22 protein-coding genes are annotated in these 20,632 nt (G+C 57.6%); 13 read left to right on the top strand and 9 right to left on the bottom strand.

The annotated features are described in order from the left end of the window. Window positions 1-30 precede the first annotated feature (30 nt). Window positions 31-1,008 carry an elongation factor P--(R)-beta-lysine ligase gene (gene epmA, locus RTE01_RS25350; protein ID WP_041143700.1) on the bottom strand — a complete coding sequence of 326 codons (978 nt, stop codon included), beginning with the start codon at window positions 1,006-1,008 and terminating at the stop codon, window positions 31-33. 273 nt (window positions 1,009-1,281) lie between these two features. On the opposite strand from epmA, the gene frdA reads away from it, so the two are divergent. The 5 genes from frdA (at window position 1,282) to RTE01_RS25325 (ending at window position 5,217) form a co-directional block, all read left to right on the top strand. Next, window positions 1,282-3,072 carry a fumarate reductase (quinol) flavoprotein subunit gene (gene frdA, locus RTE01_RS25345; RefSeq protein ID WP_041143699.1) on the top strand — a complete coding sequence of 597 codons (1,791 nt, stop codon included), beginning with the start codon at window positions 1,282-1,284 and terminating at the stop codon, window positions 3,070-3,072. Next, window positions 3,065-3,799 carry a fumarate reductase iron-sulfur protein gene (gene frdB / locus RTE01_RS25340; protein ID WP_041143698.1) on the top strand — a complete coding sequence of 245 codons (735 nt, stop codon included), beginning with the start codon at window positions 3,065-3,067 and terminating at the stop codon, window positions 3,797-3,799. Before frdA ends, frdB begins: the two co-directional genes overlap by 8 nt. Window positions 3,800-3,809: 10 nt before the next feature. Further along, window positions 3,810-4,205, top strand: coding sequence for a fumarate reductase subunit FrdC (gene frdC, locus RTE01_RS25335; RefSeq protein WP_041143697.1), 396 nt, complete (start codon window positions 3,810-3,812; stop codon window positions 4,203-4,205). 10 nt (window positions 4,206-4,215) lie between these two features. Further along, a complete protein-coding gene (frdD, locus tag RTE01_RS25330) occupies window positions 4,216-4,575 on the top strand; it encodes a fumarate reductase subunit FrdD (RefSeq protein WP_041143696.1) in 360 nt (119 codons plus the stop codon). 111 nt (window positions 4,576-4,686) lie between these two features. Next, window positions 4,687-5,217, top strand: coding sequence for a lipocalin family protein (locus RTE01_RS25325; RefSeq protein WP_041143695.1), 531 nt, complete (start codon window positions 4,687-4,689; stop codon window positions 5,215-5,217). Here RTE01_RS25325 and sugE read toward each other — a convergent pair. From sugE to efp, 4 genes are all read right to left on the bottom strand, one after another. Continuing rightward, the gene (sugE, locus tag RTE01_RS25320; protein WP_134525143.1) at window positions 5,214-5,531 is read right to left on the bottom strand and encodes a quaternary ammonium compound efflux SMR transporter SugE; all 318 of its coding nucleotides are present in this window, start codon (window positions 5,529-5,531) and stop codon (window positions 5,214-5,216) included. The genes RTE01_RS25325 and sugE overlap by 4 nt on opposite strands. 139 nt (window positions 5,532-5,670) lie before the next feature. After that, window positions 5,671-5,817 (bottom strand): lipoprotein toxin entericidin B, encoded by a 147-nt coding sequence (ecnB, locus tag RTE01_RS25315; protein WP_071844879.1) that lies wholly within the window; start codon window positions 5,815-5,817, stop codon window positions 5,671-5,673. 141 nt (window positions 5,818-5,958) lie between these two features. Next, on the bottom strand, window positions 5,959-6,090 hold the full coding sequence (locus tag RTE01_RS25310) for an entericidin A/B family lipoprotein (RefSeq protein WP_041143693.1): 132 nt from the start codon (window positions 6,088-6,090) through the stop codon (window positions 5,959-5,961). 77 nt (window positions 6,091-6,167) lie between these two features. Further along, window positions 6,168-6,734, bottom strand: a complete 567-nt coding sequence (efp, locus tag RTE01_RS25305; RefSeq protein ID WP_041143692.1) for an elongation factor P — start codon at window positions 6,732-6,734, stop codon at window positions 6,168-6,170. 40 nt (window positions 6,735-6,774) lie between these two features. Here efp and epmB point away from each other — a divergent pair, with 40 nt between their 5' ends. Continuing rightward, entirely contained in the window at window positions 6,775-7,803 is a 1,029-nt protein-coding gene (gene epmB / locus RTE01_RS25300) for an EF-P beta-lysylation protein EpmB (RefSeq protein ID WP_134525142.1), read from the top strand. 44 nt (window positions 7,804-7,847) lie between these two features. On the opposite strand, the gene RTE01_RS25295 is transcribed toward epmB, so the two are convergent. From RTE01_RS25295 to RTE01_RS25285, 3 genes are all read right to left on the bottom strand, one after another. Continuing rightward, window positions 7,848-8,201, bottom strand: coding sequence for a DUF4156 domain-containing protein (locus tag RTE01_RS25295; protein ID WP_041143690.1), 354 nt, complete (start codon window positions 8,199-8,201; stop codon window positions 7,848-7,850). 133 nt (window positions 8,202-8,334) lie between these two features. Next, entirely contained in the window at window positions 8,335-9,981 is a 1,647-nt protein-coding gene (groL, locus tag RTE01_RS25290) for a chaperonin GroEL (protein ID WP_041143689.1), read from the bottom strand. A 44-nt stretch (window positions 9,982-10,025) separates the two neighbouring features. Further along, a complete protein-coding gene (locus RTE01_RS25285; RefSeq protein ID WP_041143688.1) occupies window positions 10,026-10,319 on the bottom strand; it encodes a co-chaperone GroES in 294 nt (97 codons plus the stop codon). A 230-nt stretch (window positions 10,320-10,549) separates the two neighbouring features. Here RTE01_RS25285 and yjeH point away from each other — a divergent pair, with 230 nt between their 5' ends. After that, complete coding sequence (gene yjeH / locus RTE01_RS25280) at window positions 10,550-11,812, top strand: L-methionine/branched-chain amino acid transporter (RefSeq protein ID WP_134525141.1); 1,263 nt, start codon at window positions 10,550-10,552, stop codon at window positions 11,810-11,812. Between the two features lie 70 nt (window positions 11,813-11,882). Here the strand turns inward: yjeH and RTE01_RS25275 are convergent, their stop codons facing one another. Beyond that, window positions 11,883-12,353, bottom strand: a complete 471-nt coding sequence (locus RTE01_RS25275; protein WP_041143686.1) for an FxsA family protein — start codon at window positions 12,351-12,353, stop codon at window positions 11,883-11,885. A gap of 339 nt (window positions 12,354-12,692) precedes the next feature. Here RTE01_RS25275 and aspA point away from each other — a divergent pair, with 339 nt between their 5' ends. The 6 genes from aspA to RTE01_RS25245 all read left to right on the top strand — a co-directional run bounded on the left by aspA (window position 12,693) and on the right by RTE01_RS25245 (window position 20,526). Next, window positions 12,693-14,129, top strand: coding sequence for an aspartate ammonia-lyase (aspA, locus tag RTE01_RS25270; RefSeq protein ID WP_041143685.1), 1,437 nt, complete (start codon window positions 12,693-12,695; stop codon window positions 14,127-14,129). 116 nt (window positions 14,130-14,245) lie between these two features. Beyond that, window positions 14,246-15,547: an anaerobic C4-dicarboxylate transporter gene (locus RTE01_RS25265; RefSeq protein WP_045853385.1), complete on the top strand. Its 1,302-nt coding sequence runs from the start codon at window positions 14,246-14,248 to the stop codon at window positions 15,545-15,547. 95 nt (window positions 15,548-15,642) lie between these two features. Then, the gene (cutA, locus tag RTE01_RS25260; protein ID WP_041143683.1) at window positions 15,643-15,966 is read left to right on the top strand and encodes a divalent cation tolerance protein CutA; all 324 of its coding nucleotides are present in this window, start codon (window positions 15,643-15,645) and stop codon (window positions 15,964-15,966) included. Then, window positions 15,942-17,759 carry a protein-disulfide reductase DsbD gene (locus RTE01_RS25255; protein ID WP_134525140.1) on the top strand — a complete coding sequence of 606 codons (1,818 nt, stop codon included), beginning with the start codon at window positions 15,942-15,944 and terminating at the stop codon, window positions 17,757-17,759. Before cutA ends, RTE01_RS25255 begins: the two co-directional genes overlap by 25 nt. A gap of 35 nt (window positions 17,760-17,794) precedes the next feature. Beyond that, a complete protein-coding gene (locus RTE01_RS25250) occupies window positions 17,795-18,370 on the top strand; it encodes a transcriptional regulator (RefSeq protein WP_071844997.1) in 576 nt (191 codons plus the stop codon). A 68-nt stretch (window positions 18,371-18,438) separates the two neighbouring features. Next, window positions 18,439-20,526: a DUF1176 domain-containing protein gene (locus RTE01_RS25245; protein WP_134525139.1), complete on the top strand. Its 2,088-nt coding sequence runs from the start codon at window positions 18,439-18,441 to the stop codon at window positions 20,524-20,526. Window positions 20,527-20,632 lie beyond the last annotated feature (106 nt).

The following is a 20,632-nucleotide window of genomic DNA, read 5'->3' as shown; positions in this document are numbered from 1 at the left end:
CCGGGATGGTCGAAGAGAGACTCGGTCCGGTCAGGCGCGATCGACGGTAAAGGCGATAACCTCGCCGATGCTTTCGGCACCCAGCGCCAGCATCACTACGCGATCGACGCCCAGCGCCACGCCGGAGCAGTCCGGGAGGCCCGCCTTCAGGGCTTCCAACAGATTGCCGTCAATTGGCTGCTGCGGCAGGCCGCGGGCCGCACGCTTGCGGTTATCCTGCTCGAAACGCTGCTGCTGTTCGCGGGCGTCGGTCAGCTCGTGGAAGCCGTTCGCCAGCTCAATTCCCTTGTAATAGACCTCAAAGCGCTCCGCAACGCGGTGATCTTCGGTGCTGATCTGCGCCAGCGACGCCTGGCTTGCCGGGAAGTGATAGACAAAGGTCGGACGGTCCTTGCCGATATGCGGTTCGACGCCCATGGTAAACAGCAGCTGCAGCAGCGTATCCTTATCTTCTTCCGTATCGGCGATATTGCTCAGGTCGAGCTTCGCCGCCGCTTCGCGCAGCTGCGTCTTATCGGCCGACAGCGGATCGAGCTCAAGATGGCGCAGGAACGCCTGCTGATAGGAGAGGCTTTCCGCCGGCTGGCACTCCAGAACCTGCTGCAGTAAATCATCGACTTCGTTAATCAGACGATACATGTCATAGCACGGACGATACCACTCCAGCATGGTGAATTCCGGGTTGTGGTGACGCCCCATCTCTTCATTGCGGAAGCTGCGGCACAGCTGGAATACCGGGCCACAGCCCGCGGCCAGCAGGCGCTTCATATGGTATTCCGGGCTGGTCATCAGATAGAGATCCATCCCCTGAGAGTAGCCGGGGCCGACGAAACGGGTCTGGAACGGAAACAGGTGAATATCCGTTACCGTTGCCTGGCTCATGCAGGGCGTCTCCACCTCCAGCACGCCGCGGTCGGTAAAGAAACGACGAATTTCCGCCATCACAGCCGCGCGTTTTAACAGGTTTGGGATCGACGCGCTCGGCTGCCAGGTTGCCGTTTCACTCATGGTACTTTCTCCGATTTCATACAAGGGCACGAAGTCTACTCGTAACCGGCGAGTGAGACAAATTTTGTGCCAACGGCCCCTAAAGGCATACCGGAAATTTTTAACCACCAGAAAGCATAAATAGTGCTGATAAATCACCGCACATATCGATAAAAAAATCGAACACGTCAATTTTCCCTACCGACCCTAAGGCTATACTTCTTTACCTATAAAGGAGCAGTGACACATTTTCGCCAGCCCGGCGGCGAAATAAACAAAAACTGGAGGAATGTCGTGCAAACTTTTCAAGCCGATCTTGCCGTAATTGGCGCTGGCGGAGCAGGTCTTCGCGCTGCAATCGCCGCAGCGCAGGCTAATCCAAATGCCAAAATCGCACTGATTTCAAAAGTCTATCCTATGCGCAGCCACACGGTTGCGGCTGAAGGTGGCTCCGCCGCCGTGACGCAGGATCATGACAGCTTTGAGTACCATTTTCACGACACCGTCGCCGGCGGCGACTGGCTTTGTGAGCAGGATGTCGTCGACTATTTCGTCCATCATTGCCCGACGGAAATGACCCAGCTTGAACAGTGGGGATGTCCGTGGAGCCGCCGTCCGGACGGGAGCGTCAACGTCCGCCGCTTCGGCGGGATGAAGATCGAACGCACGTGGTTTGCCGCAGATAAAACCGGCTTCCATATGCTGCACACCCTGTTCCAGACCTCCCTTCAGTTCCCGCAAATCCAGCGTTTCGACGAGCATTTCGTCCTCGATATTCTGGTCGACGATGGCCAGGCGCATGGCCTGGTGGCGATGAATATGATGGAAGGCTCGCTGGTACAAATCCGCGCTAACGCGGTGGTGATGGCCACCGGCGGCGCAGGACGCGTCTATCGCTACAACACCAACGGCGGCATCGTCACCGGCGATGGGATGGGCATCGCGCTCAGCCACGGCGTTCCGCTGCGCGATATGGAGTTCGTGCAGTATCACCCGACCGGCCTTCCCGGCTCCGGTATTCTGATGACGGAAGGCTGCCGTGGCGAAGGCGGTATTCTGGTCAACAAGGACGGCTACCGCTACCTGCAGGATTACGGCATGGGCCCGGAAACGCCGCTCGGCGAGCCGAAAAACAAATATATGGAGCTCGGCCCGCGCGATAAGGTCTCTCAGGCCTTCTGGCACGAATGGCGTAAAGGCAACACCATTCCAACGCCGCGCGGCGACGTGGTTTACCTCGACCTGCGCCACTTAGGCGAGAAAAAGCTGCTGGAGCGTCTACCGTTCATCTGCGAACTGGCGAAGGCCTACGTCGGCGTTGATCCGGTTAAAGAGCCCATTCCCGTGCGCCCAACCGCGCACTACACCATGGGCGGCATCGAAACCGACCAGAGCTGTGAAACCCGCATCAAGGGGCTATTCGCCGTGGGCGAATGCTCATCGGTCGGCCTTCACGGCGCCAACCGCCTTGGCTCCAACTCGCTGGCAGAGCTGGTGGTCTTTGGCCGCCTCGCCGGCGAGCAGGCCATCAGGCGAGCGGCGGAGGCTAAAGAAGCCAACGTGGGCGCGCTGGATGCGCAGACCGCCGACGTAGAAAAACGCCTGAAAGAGCTCATGAATCAGGAAGGCAACGAGAACTGGGCGAAGATCCGCGACGAGATGGGCCTGTCGATGGAAGAAGGCTGCGGGATCTACCGTACGCCGGAGCTGATGCAAAAAACCGTCGATAAGCTGGCCGAGCTGCAGGAGCGCTTCAAGCGCGTACGCATTACCGACAGCTCCAGCGTGTTCAATACCGACCTGCTGTATACCATCGAGCTGGGTCATGGACTGAACGTGGCGGAATGTATGGCCCACTCTGCCCTTGCGCGTAAAGAGTCCCGCGGCGCGCACCAGCGCCTGGATGAAGGCTGCACCGAGCGTGACGACGTCAATTTCCTCAAGCATACGCTCGCATTCCGCGATGCCGATGGCACCACGCGCCTTGAATACGGCGATGTGAAGATCACCACTCTGCCGCCGGCAAAACGCGTATATGGCGCAGAAGCGGAAGCAGCCGAGAAGAAGGAGACGACCAATGGCTGAGATGAAAACCCTGAAAATCGAGGTGGTGCGCTACAACCCGGAAGTGGACACCGCACCGCACAGCGCGTTCTATGAGGTTCCTTACGACGAGCAGACCTCACTGCTCGACGCCTTGGGCTATATCAAAGACAACCTCGCGGCGGATCTCAGCTACCGCTGGTCCTGCCGCATGGCGATTTGCGGCTCCTGCGGGATGATGGTCAACAAGGTGCCGAAGCTGGCGTGTAAAACCTTCCTGCGTGAATACACCAAGGGCATTAAGGTCGAAGCGCTGGCTAACTTCCCGATCGAGCGCGATCTGGTGGTCGATATGACCCACTTTATCGAGAGCCTGGAAGCGATTAAGCCCTATATTATCGGCAATTCGCGTACCCCGGACCAGGGGCCAAACAAGCAAACTCCGGCGCAGATGGCGAAATACCATCAGTTCTCCGGCTGCATCAACTGCGGCCTGTGCTACGCCGCCTGCCCGCAGTTTGGCCTTAACCCTGAGTTTATCGGCCCGGCGGCGATCACCCTCGCCCATCGCTACAACGAGGACAGCCGCGACCACGGTAAAAAGGAGCGCATGGCGCAGCTTAACGGTCAGAACGGCGTCTGGACCTGTACCTTCGTGGGCTACTGCTCGGAAGTCTGTCCGAAGCACGTCGACCCGGCAGCCGCCATTCAGCAGGGCAAGGTAGAGAGCTCGAAAGACTTTCTTATCGCTACCCTGAAACCACGCTAAGGAGTGCATTATGACGACTAAACGCAAGCCCTACGTGCGGCCGATGACGTCCACCTGGTGGAAGAAGCTGCCGTTTTATCGCTTCTACATGCTGCGTGAAGGAACGGCGGTACCGGCAGTCTGGTTCAGCATCGTCCTGATTTATGGCCTGTTTGCTCTCAAGCACGGGGCGGAAAGCTGGGCGGGATACGTTGGCTTTCTGCAAAATCCGGTGGTGGTGATCCTCAACCTGATCGCCCTCGGTGCAGCGCTGCTGCACACCAAAACCTGGTTTGAGCTGGCGCCGAAAGCCGCCAATATTATTGTCAAAGGCGAGAAAATGGGGCCAGAGCCGGTTATTAAAGGGCTGTGGGTGGTCACTGCGGTAGCAACCGTGGCGATCCTGTTTATCGCCCTGTTCTGGTAAGGAGGCTGGAATGATCAATCCCAACCCAAAACGTTCCGATGAACCGGTATTCTGGGGGCTGTTTGGCGCCGGCGGCATGTGGAGCGCCATTATTGCTCCGGTGATGATACTGCTGGTCGGTATCCTGCTGCCGCTGGGCCTGGCGCCCGCTGACGCCTTCAGCTACGAACGCGTGCTCGGCTTTGCCCAGAGTTTTATTGGCCGGGCATTTATCTTCCTGATGATCGTCCTGCCGCTGTGGTGCGGGCTACACCGCATTCATCACGCCATGCACGACCTGAAAATTCACGTCCCTAACGGCAAGTGGGTGTTCTACGGCCTGGCCGCCATCCTGAGCGTGGTCACGCTGGTCGGCGTATTATTTATCTAAGCCTCACGATGCCCGGTAGCGGAGTGTTACCGGGCTCTCTTTTGCAGAATATTTTCCCGTTTTTTTCCCGCCAGAATCTACACTTAGCAAAAAACCAGTAAGGAAAATAGTATGCGTCTGCTGCCAATGATTGCCGCTGTTGCCGCCTCGTTTCTGGTTGTTGCCTGCAGCACCCCGACGCCTCCGCAGGGCGTGACGGTGGTCAGCCCGTTTGATACCCAGCGCTATCTCGGCACCTGGTATGAAATCGCCCGTTTCGACCATAACTTTGAGCGCGGCCTGGAAAAGGTCACCGCAACCTACAGCCTGCGCGACGACGGCGGACTGAACGTCGTCAATAAGGGCTATAACCCCGATCGCGGCATGTGGCAAAAAACGGATGGCGTGGCCTACTTCACCGGCGAGACCAATCGGGCGGCGCTAAAAGTCTCCTTTTTTGGCCCCTTCTACGGCGGCTACAACGTGATTGCGCTGGATAAAGATTATCGCTACGCGCTGGTGTGCGGACCGGACCGGGATTATCTCTGGCTGCTGGCGCGCGCGCCGAAAATTGCGCCGGAAGTGAAACAGCAGATGCTGGATATCGCCTCCCGGCAGGGCTTCGACGTGAGCAAGCTTATCTGGGTCAACCAGCACTATTAGTGGGTGCTGAGCTTGAGGCCGATAATACCAATGACGATGCACGCCAGGCTGGCAATACGCATCGGGCTGGCGGACTCGCCCAGCAGGACGATACCGGCAATCGCCGCGCCGACGGCGCCGATCCCCGTCCACACTGCGTAAGCGGTGCCGACCGGCAGCGTTTTCATCGCCCATGACAGCAGCGCCATGCTGACCACCATCGCTACGATGGTGATGACACTGGGTATCAGGCGGCTAAAACCGTGGGTGTACTTCAGACCAACCGCCCAGACCACTTCCAGCAGACCGGCGATAAACAAAATTAACCAGGACATAAGGCTCCTTGATGGGGCCGTCCCCGGATGCGGTACGCTTACGGGTCGTCCCGCAAGGTGGGTGAAAAAGCGCGGATATTATAAACAACGGTGCAGGAGATGGGAAGAACGGTACGACCGTCAGCCGTACCGTCAGGGGCTATTGCTGAGCTTTACTCGCGGCACCGGAAATGGCGCTACCACCTTCTGAAATATCCTGACCGACGCCACGCGTTGTATTACATGCGGTCAGCACAGAGGAAAGAGCCAAAACCGTAAAGAACGCTGCAATCGTTTTTTTCACCATAATGTCATCCTTATTTACCAGTTTTAGTTATCGTGCCCTATAAGCATAGACAAACTGACCCGGTATGAAGGGATCTCAGCGTTTTTTAAGAGAAAAAGCGATACGGGAGGCAGGAATCAGAAGAGAGGGGGAAAGCGGTGCTTAGCTGGCGGCGTGAGAGATGGCGTGCCCCAGGCTGCGGATATCTTCACCCACGCCGTGAACCGTATGACAACCGGCCAGCAGAGCGCCGCTGAGCAGCAGCAATACCACAAGCTTTAAGGTGTTGTTCATCTTCCCTGCCTGCTATCGATACCTTACGTGCTATAGGGGGCGCAGCAACGCGCTGCGCCAACCGTCAGAGACGTGAATTACTTCACGCGGGATACGTATTCGCCAGAGCGGGTATCCACTTTAATCACTTCACCAATCTGTACAAACAGCGGAACTTTAACCACTGCGCCAGTGGTCAGAGTCGCCGGTTTACCGCCGGTACCCGCGGTGTCGCCTTTCAGACCCGGATCGGTTTCAACGATTTCCAGCTCAACGAAGTTCGGCGGGGTCACGGAGATAGGCTGACCGTTCCACAGGGTCACGATGCACTCAGCCTGATCCAGCAGCCATTTAGCGCTTTCACCAACGGCTTTCTCGTCAGCGGCCAGCTGTTCGAAGGTGGAGTTGTTCATGAAGTGGTAGAACTCACCGTCGTTGTAGAGGTAAGTCAGGTTCATATCGACAACGTCTGCGCCTTCAGCGGAGTCGGTAGATTTGAAGGTTTTCTCTACGCGGGTGCCGGTCAGCAGGCGGCGCAGCTTAACGCGGGCGAAAGCCTGGCCTTTTCCCGGTTTTACGAATTCACTCGCTTCAACGGCATAAGGTTCGCCGTCCATCATGATTTTAAGACCAGCACGAAAATCGTTGCTATAGTAAGTCGCCATAAGGCCCTCTGAAATTGTTAATTGGTAGCTAAGCCACAAAATGGCGCATATTGTAACCCTAAATACCCCATCCAGAGAAGATTGGTTAACGCAACTTGCCGATGTTGTGACCAGTCCTGATGAACTGCTGCATCTTTTAAATGTAGACGCTGATGCAAACCTGTTGGCGGGGCGCGATGCGAAGCGCCTCTTTGCGCTGCGCGTTCCCCGGGCTTTCATCGACCGCATGGAGCGAGGAAACCCTAACGATCCTCTTTTGCGTCAAGTACTTACTTCGCAAGAAGAGTTCATCGCCTCCCCCGGTTTTTCCACCGATCCGCTGGAGGAACAGCACAGCGTGGTGCCCGGACTGCTGCATAAATACGCCAACCGCGCGCTGCTGCTGGTTAAAGGCGGCTGCGCGGTAAATTGTCGTTATTGCTTCCGCAGACACTTCCCGTACGCCGATAACCAGGGCAATAAGCGCAACTGGCAGGCGGCAATGGACTATATTTCCGCCCATCCGCAGCTCGATGAGATTATTTTTTCCGGCGGCGACCCGCTGATGGCGAAAGATCATGAGCTCGACTGGCTGCTCACCCAGCTGGAAGCGATCCCGCACGTCAAGCGCCTGCGTATTCACAGCCGGCTGCCCATTGTCATCCCGGCGCGCGTCACCGAGGCGCTGGCTGCGCGTTTCGCCCGCTCCTCGCTGCAGATACTGCTGGTGAACCATATCAACCACGCCAATGAGATCGACGCTGAGTTTCGCGCGGCAATGGCGCGTTTACGTCACGCTGGCGTCACCCTGCTGAACCAAAGCGTGCTGCTACGGGGGGTCAACGATAGCGCGCAGACGCTGGCTAATTTGAGCAATGCGCTATTTGATGCGGGGGTGATGCCGTATTACCTGCACGTGCTGGATAAGGTCCAGGGCGCGGCCCACTTTATGGTCGAAGATGAAGAAGCCCGGGCCATCATGCGCGAGCTGCTGACGCTGGTATCAGGCTATATGGTACCGAAGCTGGCGCGAGAAATCGGCGGAGAGCCGAGCAAGACGCCGCTGGATTTGCAGCTACGACAGAGCTAGCTGGCGTTCCTTCCCCTCTCCCCAGCGGAGAGAGGGGAAAGCGATCAGTTCGGGCACTTATAGACCTGACCGTTCATTTCGCTATCGGTCGGCACAAAGCTCGACAGCAGGTTCTGCGTCGGGCTGCTGACGCCGTAAATCACGTTGCCGCCCATTGCTGCGGCCTGGTTACGCAGCGCATTAGCCGCGCCGCGCATAGAGCCACCCTCACCGCCGTTCTGCCCGGAGAGCCAGTTGCTCTGCTTGCCGCTAGCGGTCCCCAACAGCTGGCAATCCGCACCCGGCTTATCTTCAACAAAGCGTACGCTCTGCCCGCCTGAGCTCAGTTCGTTGCTGGAACTGCAACCCGCTAACAGTAGTGCTGCGCCGACAATCCCTGCTAAATATCTTACCTGCATGTTATTCCCCATGATCAATGAGCTGGACGCGCTGGCCCGGATGTACACCTTATACTAAAAAGCCGGAAAAAAGAAAAACCCCCGAGCATTTCTGCCCGGGGGTTTCTTTGTTTCTAAGGGGTAGAGCGCACGATTACATCATGCCGCCCATGCCACCCATACCGCCCATGCCGCCAGCAGCGCCTAAATCAGCTGCGTCGCTTTTCGGCAGATCGGTAATCATGCACTCGGTAGTGATCATCAGACCAGCAACGGAGGCCGCGTACTGCAGAGCAGAACGGGTCACTTTAGTTGGGTCGAGGATACCGAAGTCGATCATGTTGCCGTATTCTTCAGTCGCCGCGTTGTAACCGTAGTTACCTTCGCCCGCTTTCACGTTGTTAGTTACCACAGACGGTTCTTCACCGGCGTTGGCAACGATCTGACGCAGCGGAGCTTCCATTGCGCGCAGCGCAACTTTGATACCGACGTTCTGATCTTCGTTCTGAGCAGTCAGGCCAGCCAGTTTAGCCGCAACGCGCACCAGCGCGACGCCACCACCGGCAACCACGCCTTCTTCTACCGCAGCACGGGTCGCGTGCAGGGCATCGTCAACGCGTGCTTTCTTCTCTTTCATTTCAACTTCGGTAGCTGCACCGACTTTGATAACCGCAACGCCGCCTGCCAGTTTAGCAACGCGTTCCTGCAGTTTTTCACGGTCGTAGTCAGAAGTGGCTTCTTCGATCTGCTTACGGATCTGAGTCACACGGCCCTGGATAGCGCCTTCTTCACCCACGCCATCGATGATGGTGGTGGTGTCTTTGTTGATCACAACGCGTTTTGCCTGACCCAGGTCTTCCAGAGTCGCTTTTTCCAGCTCCATACCGATCTCTTCAGAGATAACGGTACCGCCGGTCAGAGTCGCGATGTCCTGCAGCATAGCTTTACGACGGTCGCCGAAGCCCGGTGCTTTAACCGCAGCCACTTTAACGATGCCGCGCATGGTGTTAACCACCAGCGTTGCCAGCGCTTCGCCTTCAACGTCTTCAGCGATGATAACCAGCGGTTTGCCGGCTTTCGCTACGGCTTCCAGAACCGGCAGCATTTCGCGGATGTTGGAAACTTTTTTGTCAGCCAGCAGGATGAACGGGCTTTCCAGCTCAACGGCACCGGTTTCCGGCTTGTTGATGAAGTACGGGGAGAGGTAGCCGCGGTCGAACTGCATACCTTCAACCACGTCCAGTTCGTCTTCCAGACCGGTACCATCTTCAACGGTGATCACGCCTTCTTTACCGACTTTATCCATCGCTTCAGCGATCAGTTTACCTACGGTTTCGTCGGAGTTAGCGGAGATGGTACCAACCTGAGCAATCGCTTTAGAGTCGGAGCACGGTACGGACAGGGATTTCAGTTCTTCAACGGCAGCAACGACGGCTTTGTCGATACCACGTTTCAGATCCATCGGGTTCATGCCCGCAGCAACGGCTTTCAGGCCTTCAGCGATGATCGCCTGAGCCAGTACGGTTGCGGTGGTGGTACCGTCGCCTGCAGCGTCGTTCGCTTTAGAGGCAACTTCTTTCACCATCTGGGCGCCCATGTTTTCGAACTTGTCTTCCAGCTCGATTTCACGCGCTACGGAAACGCCGTCTTTGGTGATGGTCGGCGCACCGAAGGATTTGTCCAGGACAACGTTACGGCCTTTCGGGCCCAGTGTCACTTTAACTGCATCTGCCAGTACGTTTACGCCGCGCAGCATTTTCACACGAGCGTCGTTACCGAATTTTACGTCTTTAGCTGCCATTTTAATCTTTCCCTTAAATTCGTATGTTCAGTGTCGTTCGCAGATTAGGCTTCAACAATTGCCAGGATGTCGCTTTCGGACATGATCAACACTTCTTCATTGTCGATCTTTTCAGATTTCACGCCGTAGCCATCGTTGAAAATGACGATATCGCCAATTTTCACGTCCAGCGGCTGCACGGTTCCGTTTTCCAGGATGCGGCCCTTACCGACAGCGATGATTTCGCCACGAGTTGATTTGGCTGCCGCAGAACCGGTCAGAACGATGCCGCCAGCAGATTTGGTTTCAACTTCTTTACGTTTGACGATCACACGATCATGTAACGGACGAATACTCATTGATAGCTCTCCTTTGAGAAAGTCATTATCAGTTATGGATGACACCGGCCCGTATACGGTTTTCCGGCTAGTGACCTGAGAGATGGGGATGGAGTTTTACCGCTTCAAGGGGCGAGTTGAAAAAAAGTTTTTTCGCGTGCCCGGGCGCACACTCCCGGCGCGTCGCTCAAACGTCATAAGCAAAAACGATTGTGGTACCATTCGGGTTTTGTTCGGGACAGGGTTGCATCATGGGTGGTTTGAAGCAGGAGTTAGGTCTGGCTCAGGGAGTCGGCCTCCTTTCCACATCATTACTGGGCACCGGCGTCTTCGCCGTTCCCGCTCTGGCCGCGCTGGTTGCGGGTGATAACAGCCTGTGGGCGTGGCCGGCGCTGATCCTGCTGGTTTTCCCGATAGCCATCGTCTTTGCCGTACTCGGCCGCCACTATCCCAGCGCCGGCGGCGTGGCGCATTTCGTCAATATGGCGTTCGGCCCCCGCATGGAGCGCGTGACCGGCTGGCTTTTTTTGTCGGTGATCCCGGTGGGATTACCCGCCGCGTTGCATATCGCCACCGGCTTCAGCCAGGCGCTGTTTGGCTGGCACGACGGCCAGCTGCTGCTCGCCGAACTGGGGACGCTGGCCATTATCTGGTGGGTGGGTTCGCGCGGAGCCAGCTCGAGCGCCAATCTGCAAACGCTGGTGGCGATCCTGATTGTTGCCCTGATTGTCGCTATCTGGTGGCGCGGCGGTATCGATCCGGCGCATATCCCCTTCCCGGCACCGCAGGATGTCGATCGGTCGCAGCTTTTTGCCGCGCTTTCGGTCATGTTCTGGTGCTTTGTCGGCCTGGAGGCCTTTGCCCACCTGGCTTCAGAATTTAAATCCCCGGAACGCGATTTTCCGCGCGCGCTGATGATTGGCCTGCTGCTGGCCGGTACCGTCTACTGGGCCTGTACGGTACTGGTGCTGCATTTTCACGCCTTCGGCGAGGGCATGGCTGCCGCCGCGTCGCTGCCTGACATCGTGGTGCGCCTGTTCGGCGTCCAGGCGCTGTGGGTCGCCTGCGTCATTGGCTACCTCGCCTGCTTCGCCAGCCTCAACATCTATATTCAGAGCTTCGCCCGCCTGGTCTGGTCGCAGGCGCAGTACAGGCCTGAGAGCCGCCTCGCCCGCCTGTCGGCCCGGCAAATCCCGCGCAACGCGCTCAATGCGGTGCTGGCCTGCTGCGTCATCAGCACCCTGTGCATTTACTGGCTCGATATCAACCTCGACGCGCTGATCGTCTACGCCAACGGCATTTTTATTATGATTTATCTGCTGTGTATGCTGGCGGGCTGCCGGCTGCTGCAGGGGCGCTATCGGGTGCTGGCGGCGATCGGTAGCCTGCTGTGCCTGCTGCTGCTGGCGATGGTCGGCTGGAAAAGCCTGTACGCGCTGGTGGTGCTGGCGGCGCTGTGGCTGCTTTTACCCCGGCGCCGGTCGCTGAGCGAAACCCCGGGCGCCCAGCCATAAAAAAGCCGGATCGCGCTGCGCGTATCCGGCTTGTCACTCCACGCCCCCGGCGGTCGCCGGGCTGGCTGGATTAGCGATCGTCTTTGTGGTCCAGACGGTCGCGCTCATCGTCTTTACGCTGGTATTCCCCGTCAAAGGTATCACCGCCTCCGGTACCGGCGCTAAAGCCGCCGCCCGGCATCCGGCTAAAGCGCAGATGCGGCATCAGCTTGAGGGTCAGGTGTTTTTGCACCGGCGGCAGCAGGAGCAGCAGGCCGAGGAAGTCGGTAAAGAAGCCCGGTAACAGCAGCAGCAGGCCGGCAATAATCAGCGATACGCTTTTGATCATTTCCGCCGCCGGGCTTTCGCCGGCCGCCATTTTTTGCTGCATCAGCATAAAGTTTTTGAAGCCCTGGTTGCGCACCAGCGACATCCCGACCACCGAGCTGAAGATCACTAAAATCAGCGTCAGCAGCACCCCAAGGACATGGGAAACCTGGATAAAGATCGAGATTTCAATGTAAACGTATAAAAAAAAGGCAAAAAACGGAATCCAACGCACCGGCGTCTCCTTCATTAGCGTGCGCCGCTATCGGCACCCGCAGCTATAAGATGTGCTATTCGCATCCCATCAATATTGGGCTAACACGGGACTTTTCAATCAGCAGAAACGCTTATTTTTTTCAAGAACTGCAAAGCGGTGACTCATTTCACAGATTAATAATTCTTATAGCCCTCACTACATAATAAGTGATCAAGATTACTGATATTCGCTATCATCAGCATATGATCGTGGGCACCAGGCCGATTAAGGAAATAATCTTCGGCGAGAAAATGCGCTAAATCCTATAAATTCTGCGTATTTGGTGAATTCATTGGCAGCTTGAAAAAGAAGGTTCACATGTTAAACAACATTCGTATCGAAGAAGATCTGTTGGGTACCAGGGAAGTTCCAGCTGACGCCTACTACGGCGTTCATACTCTGAGAGCGATTGAAAACTTCTACATCAGCAATAGCAAAATCAGCGATATTCCCGAGTTTGTGCGCGGTATGGTGATGGTGAAAAAGGCCGCTGCCATGGCCAACAAAGAGCTGCAAACCATTCCTAAAGGCGTCGCGAATACCATTATTGCTGCATGTGATGAAGTGCTGAATAACGGCAAGTGCATGGATCAGTTCCCGGTTGACGTGTTCCAGGGTGGCGCGGGTACTTCCGTCAACATGAACACCAACGAAGTGCTGGCCAACATCGGTCTTGAGCTGATGGGCCACCAGAAAGGTGAATACCAGTACCTGAACCCCAACGACCACGTTAACAAATGTCAGTCCACTAACGATGCCTACCCGACCGGTTTCCGCATCGCGGTGTATGCCTCCCTGCTGAAATTAACCGACGCTATTAACCAGCTGGGCGAAGGCTTCCAGAGCAAAGCCGTTGAGTTCCAGGACGTCCTGAAAATGGGTCGTACCCAGCTGCAGGATGCGGTACCGATGACCCTCGGCCAGGAGTTCCACGCCTTCAACGTTCTGCTCAACGAAGAAACAAAATGCATTCTGCGTACCGCAGAGCTGCTGCTGGAAGTGAACCTCGGCGCCACCGCCATCGGCACACGCCTGAATACCCCGGACGGCTATCAGCAGTTGGCGGTACAAAAACTCGCGGAAGTCAGCAGCCTGCCGGTTGTTCCGGCGGAAGACCTGATTGAAGCCACCTCCGACTGCGGCGCCTACGTCATGGTGCATAGCTCGCTGAAACGCCTGGCGGTGAAGCTGTCTAAAATCTGTAACGACCTGCGCCTGCTCTCTTCCGGCCCGCGCGCTGGCCTGAACGAAATCAACCTGCCGGAGCTGCAGGCGGGTTCATCCATCATGCCGGCCAAGGTTAACCCGGTGGTGCCGGAAGTCGTTAACCAGGTGTGCTTCAAGGTGATCGGCAACGACACCACCGTCACGATGGCCTCAGAAGCCGGCCAGCTGCAGCTGAACGTGATGGAGCCGGTTATCGGCCAGGCGATGTTCGAGTCTATTCATATCCTGACCAACGCCTGCTATAACCTGCTGGAAAAATGCGTAAACGGCATTACCGCCAACAAAGCGGTGTGCGAAAGCTATGTTTACAACTCCATCGGCATCGTCACCTACCTCAACCCGTTTATCGGCCACCACAATGGCGATATCGTCGGCAAGATTTGCGCCGAAACCGGTAAGAGCGTGCGGGAAGTGGTGCTGGAACGAGGTTTGCTCACCGAAGCGGAGCTGGACGATATTTTCTCTCCGCACAACCTGATGCATCCGGCCTATAAAGCAAAGCGTTTTACCGATGAAAGCGAACAGTAAGCTTTCAGGTTAAACTCAACGAAGGCATGTCAGCAATGACATGCCTTTTTGCTTTTCTGGGTTTACGAAATCACAACAATTCAATATCAACTTGTTAAAAAACAAGGAAGGAACATATGTTTGGTGCAGAGCTCGTCATTGTCCTGCTGGCTATCTACCTGGGCGCCAGGCTGGGTGGTATCGGTATCGGATTCGCCGGTGGTCTGGGCGTCCTCGTCCTGACCTTAATCTTTCAAATCAAGCCCGGCGCGATCCCCTTCGACGTCATTGAGATCATCATGGCGGTCATCGCCGCGATTGCCGCCATGCAGGTTGCCGGCGGCATGGACTACCTGGTCAGCCTTGCAGAGCGCCTGCTGCGCCGTCATCCGAAGTACATCACCTTTCTCGCCCCGCTGGTCACCTGGTTTATGACGGTCCTCGCGGGAACCGGCCACACCGCCTTCTCGACCCTGCCGGTAATCACCGAAGTGGCGAAGGAGCAGGGCATTCGCCCCTCCCGCCCGCTGTCGATTGCCGTCGTGGCCTCGCAGATTGCGATTACCGCCTCGCCAATTTCCGCCGCGGTGGTGTTTTTCGCCGGCATTCTGGAGCCGCTGGGCGTCAGCTACCTGACGCTGCTGGCTATCTGTATTCCGGTGACGCTGATTGCCGTGATGATCACCGCCGTGGTGTGTAACTTCCTCGGCTGCGAGCTGAAAGATGACCCGGTTTACCAGGAGCGCCTGGCAAAAGGGGAAGTCAAACTGCGCGGAAGCCAGGTGTTCCAGCTGAAGCCGCACGCCAAACGTTCAGTGCTGCTGTTCCTGATCGGGATCGTCGCGGTCATGTTCTACGCTACCGCCATCAGCGATACCGTCGGACTGATTCAGAACCCGGTACTGCCGCGCAACGAAGCGATCGTGGTCTTCATGCTGACCATCGCCACGCTGATTAGCATCACCTGTAAGATCGATACCAGCGAAGTGCTGAACGCCAGCACCTTTAAATCCGGGATGAGCGCCTGCGTCTGCGTGCTGGGCGTTGCCTGGCTGGGCGATACCTTCGTGAAGGCGCATATCTCTGATATCCAGGCGGTGGCGGGCGATCTGCTGCACAACTACCCGTGGCTGCTGGCGGTGGTACTGTTCTTCGCCGCGACCCTGCTCTACTCCCAGGCTGCGACCACCAAGGCGCTGATGCCTGCGGCGCTGCTGCTTGGCGTGAGTCCGCTGACCGCCATTGCCTCCTTTGCCGCGGTCTCCGCGCTGTTCGTCCTGCCGACCTACCCGACGCTGCTGGCGGCGGTCGAAATGGATGACACCGGCTCCACCCGCATCGGCAAATACGTCTTCAACCACGCCTTCCTGATCCCCGGAGTGATCGCCATAACCCTGTGCGTCATTTTGGGGTTCATCATCGGCGGCATCGTGCTGTAAAACTGCTTAAATTCGGGCCACATCGTGGCCCGTTTCATTAATCCCCCCGCATCTTGCGTGCTATAGTGCCTCTTTTCGCTGATACGAGGTTCACGATGACTACGCCTGATGCCGTTGTTGTACTCTGCACCGCGCCGGATGAAGCGACCGCCCAGGATTTAGCGGCCAAAGTGCTGGCAGAAAAGCTGGCCGCCTGCGCCACTCTCCTGCCGGGCGCAACCTCCCTCTACTACTGGGAAGGCAAGCTGGAACAGGAGTATGAAGTGCAGATGCTGCTGAAAACCGACCGCGCCCATCAGCAGGCGCTGCTGGAGTGCCTGAAGTCCCATCACCCGTATCAAACCCCCGAATTACTGGTTTTACCCGTCACTCACGGAGACACTGATTACCTCTCATGGCTCAACGCATCATTACGCTGATTCTGCTGCTCTGCAGTACGTCCGCCTTCGCCGGGCTATTTGATACGCCCGGCCGCTCAAATTTTGTGCCTGCTGACCAGGCCTTTGCCTTTGATTTTCAGCAGAGCCAGCACGAGGTAAACCTGACCTGGCAAATCAAGGAGGGTTACTATCTCTACCGCAAACAGATCAAGCTCAGCGCCGCAGACGCCGCTTTCCTTGAGCCAGCGCTGCCGTCCGGCGAATGGCACGACGATGAGTTTTACGGCAAAAGTGAGATTTATCGCCAGCGGCTAACCGTGCCGGTTACGCTCACCCGGGCCGCCAAAGGGGCCACGCTGACCGTGACCTGGCAGGGCTGTGCCGACGCCGGCTTCTGCTATCCGCCGGAAACCAAAGTGGTGCCGCTCAGCGCGGCGCTGGCGCTCTCCAGCGACGGGCAGGCTCCCGCGCGCCCGGCGCTTCCCGTCGTTGGCGCGCCGAAGCTTAACCCGCCGCTCCCGGTAGAACCGCGTCCGGCGCTGACGCTCGCGGAGCGGCCGCCGGCTACAACAGCCGAGCCCTCTGCGCCAGAGCGGTCCGCAGCCGCGACGGATGGCAGCCAGCTTCCGTTCTCCGCGCTCTGGGCGCTATTAATTGGTATCGGTATCGCGTTTACGCCCTGCGTGCTGCCGATGTATCCGCTGATCTCGGGTATCGTACTCGGGGGCGAACGCCGGCTTTCCACCGCTCGCGCGCTGCTGCTGGCGTTTATCTATGTCCAGGGGATGGCGCTGACCTATACCGCGCTGGGTATGGTAGTGGCCGCCGCGGGCCTGCAGTTCCAAGCGGCGCTGCAGCATCCGTACGTGCTGATCGGCCTGTCGGCGGTCTTTATTCTGCTGGCGCTGTCGATGTTTGGCCTGTTTACCCTACAGCTGCCGTCATCCTTGCAGACGCGCCTGACGCTGATGAGCAATACCCAACGCGGCGGTTCCGCCGGCGGCGTGTTTGCCATGGGCGCCATTGCCGGGCTTATCTGCTCGCCCTGTACGACGGCGCCGCTGAGCGCGATTTTGCTGTACATCGCGCAAAGCGGTAACCTGTGGCTGGGCGGCGGCACGCTGTATCTCTACGCGCTCGGCATGGGGCTACCGCTGATTCTGGTCACCGTGTTTGGCAACCGTCTGCTGCCGAAGAGCGGCCCGTGGATGGCCCATGTGAAGACCGCGTTCGGTTTTGTCATCCTGGCGCTGCCGGTGTTTTTACTGGAGCGTATTCTGGGTGAGCTCTGGGGGCTGCGCCTGTGGTCGCTGCTGGCGGTGGCCTTCTTTAGCTGGGCCTTTATCACCTCCCTTGGCGCCACGCGTCCGTGGCAGCGCATCCTGCAGATCGTGCTGCTGGCCGCCGCGCTGGTGAGCGTTCGTCCGCTGCAGGACTGGGCGTTCGACGCGCCGACGGCGCAACAGCAGGCGCACCTGGCGTTTACCCGCGTCAGCACCGTCGATGAGCTCGATCGGGCGCTGGCACAGGCTAAAGGCCGACCGGTTATGCTAGATTTGTACGCTGACTGGTGCGTGGCCTGTAAAGAGTTCGAAAAATACACCTTTAGCACACCGGAAGTGCAACAGGCCCTGAAAGATACCGTTCTGTTGCAGGTAGACGTCACGAAGAACAGCGCGCAGGACGTCGCCCTGCTGAAGCATCTGCGGGTGCTCGGCCTGCCGACGATTCTGTTCTTTAACGCGCAGGGAGAGGAGCAGCCCGCGCAGCGCGTCACCGGCTTTATGGATGCCGCGGCATTCAGCGCCCATTTGCGCGATCGGCAACCGTGAACGACACTTTAGGAGGTAAAATGGAGGAGAAAACCGTGCAACGTGAAGATGTTCTGGGTGAAGCCATACAAATCCTTGAAATTGAAGGTATTGCTAACACCACGCTGGAGATGGTCGCCGAGCGCGTTGCTTATCCGATCGATGACCTCAAGCGCTTCTGGCCAGACCGCGAAGCGCTACTGTATGACGCCCTCCGCTATCTCAGCCATCAGGTTGACGCATGGCGTCGCCAGCTGCTGCTGGACGAGACGCTAACGGCGGAGCAGAAGCTGCTGGCGCGCTATGCGGCGCTGACCCGATGCGTGAGCAATCACCGCTATCCCGGCTGCCTGTTTATTGCGGCCTGCACCTTCTATCCGGATGCCCAGCACCCGATTCATCAGTTGGCTGAACAGCAGAAGCAGGCTTCGCTCGCCTATACGCACGAGCTGCTGACCCAGCTGGAAGTGGATGACCCGGCGATGGTTGCCAAACAGATGGAGCTTATCGTCGAAGGCTGCCTGAGCCGCCTGCTGGTGAAGCGCAGCCAGGCCGACGTCGATACCGCCCAGCGCCTGGCGGAGGACATCCTGCGTTTTGCCCAGTGTCGAATGGGCGGCGCGCTAACCTGATTCCGATATCTTAACCGATCCTTCGCGCATATAATTTCCCTCTCACCGACATGCTGACAGGGTTTTATATGCGTTCTCTCCTTTGGGTTGCCATCATCGGGCTATGTCCGATATCGCTGCTGGCGGCTCCCGTACAGGGTTTTTCTTTCGCGTATAAAGACTGGGAAGTCGCCTGTGATAACACCGGCACCTGCCGGGCCGCGGGCTACGGCGTCAACCTCGGTGAAGTCAGCGTCCTGCTGACCCGCAGCGCGGGCCCGGATCAGCGCGTAAGCGGCCAGGTGACCTTTGCCCAGACCGATCGCGATATCCCCCCTGACGCCACCGTGCGCCTGCTGATTGACGATCAGGATCGCGGGACGCTGGATGCCAAAGATGACAGCCACTTCCGTCTCGACAGCACGCAAACGGCGGCGCTGATTCAGGCCCTGGAGCATGAAAGCCGCATTGAGATTTCGCTTAACGGCGCGCGCAAGCCGCTCTCGAGCGCGGGCAGCAGCGCGATATTCCTTAAGATCGACGAATTTCAGCAGCGCCTGGGTACCGCCGACGCGCTGCTGCGCAAAGGCGATGCCGACGATAGCAATACGCTGAACGCGCTGCCCGCCCCGGAGATTATCGCCGCCCCAACGCTCCACAACGCGCAGCCCGAACCATTGACCGCCAAACAGCGCCAGCGCCTCCTCCCGGAGCTGATCCCGCTGCTGAATAGCCGCTGTGACGACTGGCAAAACAAAGATATCCCCGCCCGGGAACGGCAAATAACCGCCACCGCCATCGATAAAGGCCATTTGCTTATCCAGGCGCTGTGCTGGCGGGCCGCCTATAACGACGGCTACGCCATGTGGGTGGTGGACAGTGCCGCGCAGGCTAAACCTCAGCCGATCTCCACCGATGCCTCCAGCTATGCCGATGGCGCGATCGCGTTTTTCAACAAAGGCCGCGGCATCGCCGACTGCGTGAGCGGGGAGGAGCGGGTCTGGGACGGTAAATCTTTCGTCCAGAGCCTGAAATATACCACCGGCATGTGCCGCGAAATTACGCCCGGCGGGACCTGGATGCTGCCGACCTTCGTCAGCCAGGTGCGTCCTAAACAGCAGAAAGACGCCGATAATAACGCGCTCAAGGCGCTGTACAGCGCGGTACTGAAAGAGCAAAAGGCCAATCCGGAGCTGGAGCTGAATAAGATCGCCGAGCAGTTCCCGCTGACCGGCCACGTCACCAACTTCACGCTGACCTATGCCGACGATACCTTAGTGTCAAAAAGTAAGCCTTCAGCCGATATCAGCGACGATGAGTGGCAGGCGTTTCTCCATTCAGATATCAGCGCTGATTCAGAAAATGGCAAGGTCAGCTTTACGCTTATCGACCTCGATAACGACGGCAGGCGCGATTTGATTATCGACAGCTATGTCGGCGGAACCGGCTTATTCAGCTATACCGGGGTCTTAAAACGCGGCGATGACACCTTTGATAGCGTCAACGGCAGCGATAGCGATGACGACGATGATTTTGACGCCGGCGTACCCGGCGCGCTGTTCTCCCTCAACGGACGCGGGGCCAACCAGTGGAGCCAGTGGGTCAGAATTAACGGCCAGGTGTATGCGCTTTGGTACAACGGCCAGTTCGGCGAGGATAATCTGTATCTGCTGCGTCCCTTCAGCCCGACGGACAGGACGCCCGCGGTAACGATTCGCTATCGCTACACGCTGAATACCATCAGCTCGCCGGAGAAAGACCAGCCGCTAACCCCGGCGCTGAATGACAAAGATAAGGCGGATTTACTCAAGTCGCTGGAGGTTATGCAGGGCACCCTGCTGAAAGATAAGCCGCAAACCGATAGCGACGCGCCGATTTGCCCCATTCCTCCCGGCACCTCCACCGACGACGCGGATAACTACTACAGCGGCATCGCCTCAAACTATATCTATGAAACGGTGGCCTATATTCCCGTCTGGCTGAATGATAAATGCTTCATCGGCACGATTTTTAGCCACCACGGAACCTACCGCCACGGCGTCGATGCGGAGCTTACCATCAGCTCCCCGCGCGAAGACGAAGAGGTGATCGGCGACTACACCCTTTCCGGTTTACGCCACGTCATCTCTGCGGTCAGCGGCTGGAAAATCCGTCAGGGCGACAACGGGATGATGTGAATTATGGTCAAAACGCGGCTTCTGATGCAAAACTGCCGCAAAGTTAAGCAATCGGCAGGAAAATCAAGAAATGTGGTTGACGCGCGGAGTGGATTACGGTTTAATT

It is taken from the genome of Klebsiella terrigena (assembly GCF_006539725.1).
Taxonomy (GTDB): Bacteria; Pseudomonadota; Gammaproteobacteria; order Enterobacterales; family Enterobacteriaceae; genus Klebsiella; species Klebsiella terrigena.
The sequence above is the reverse complement of the archived record's forward strand: the minus strand, read 5'-3'. Positions and strand labels throughout refer to the sequence as shown.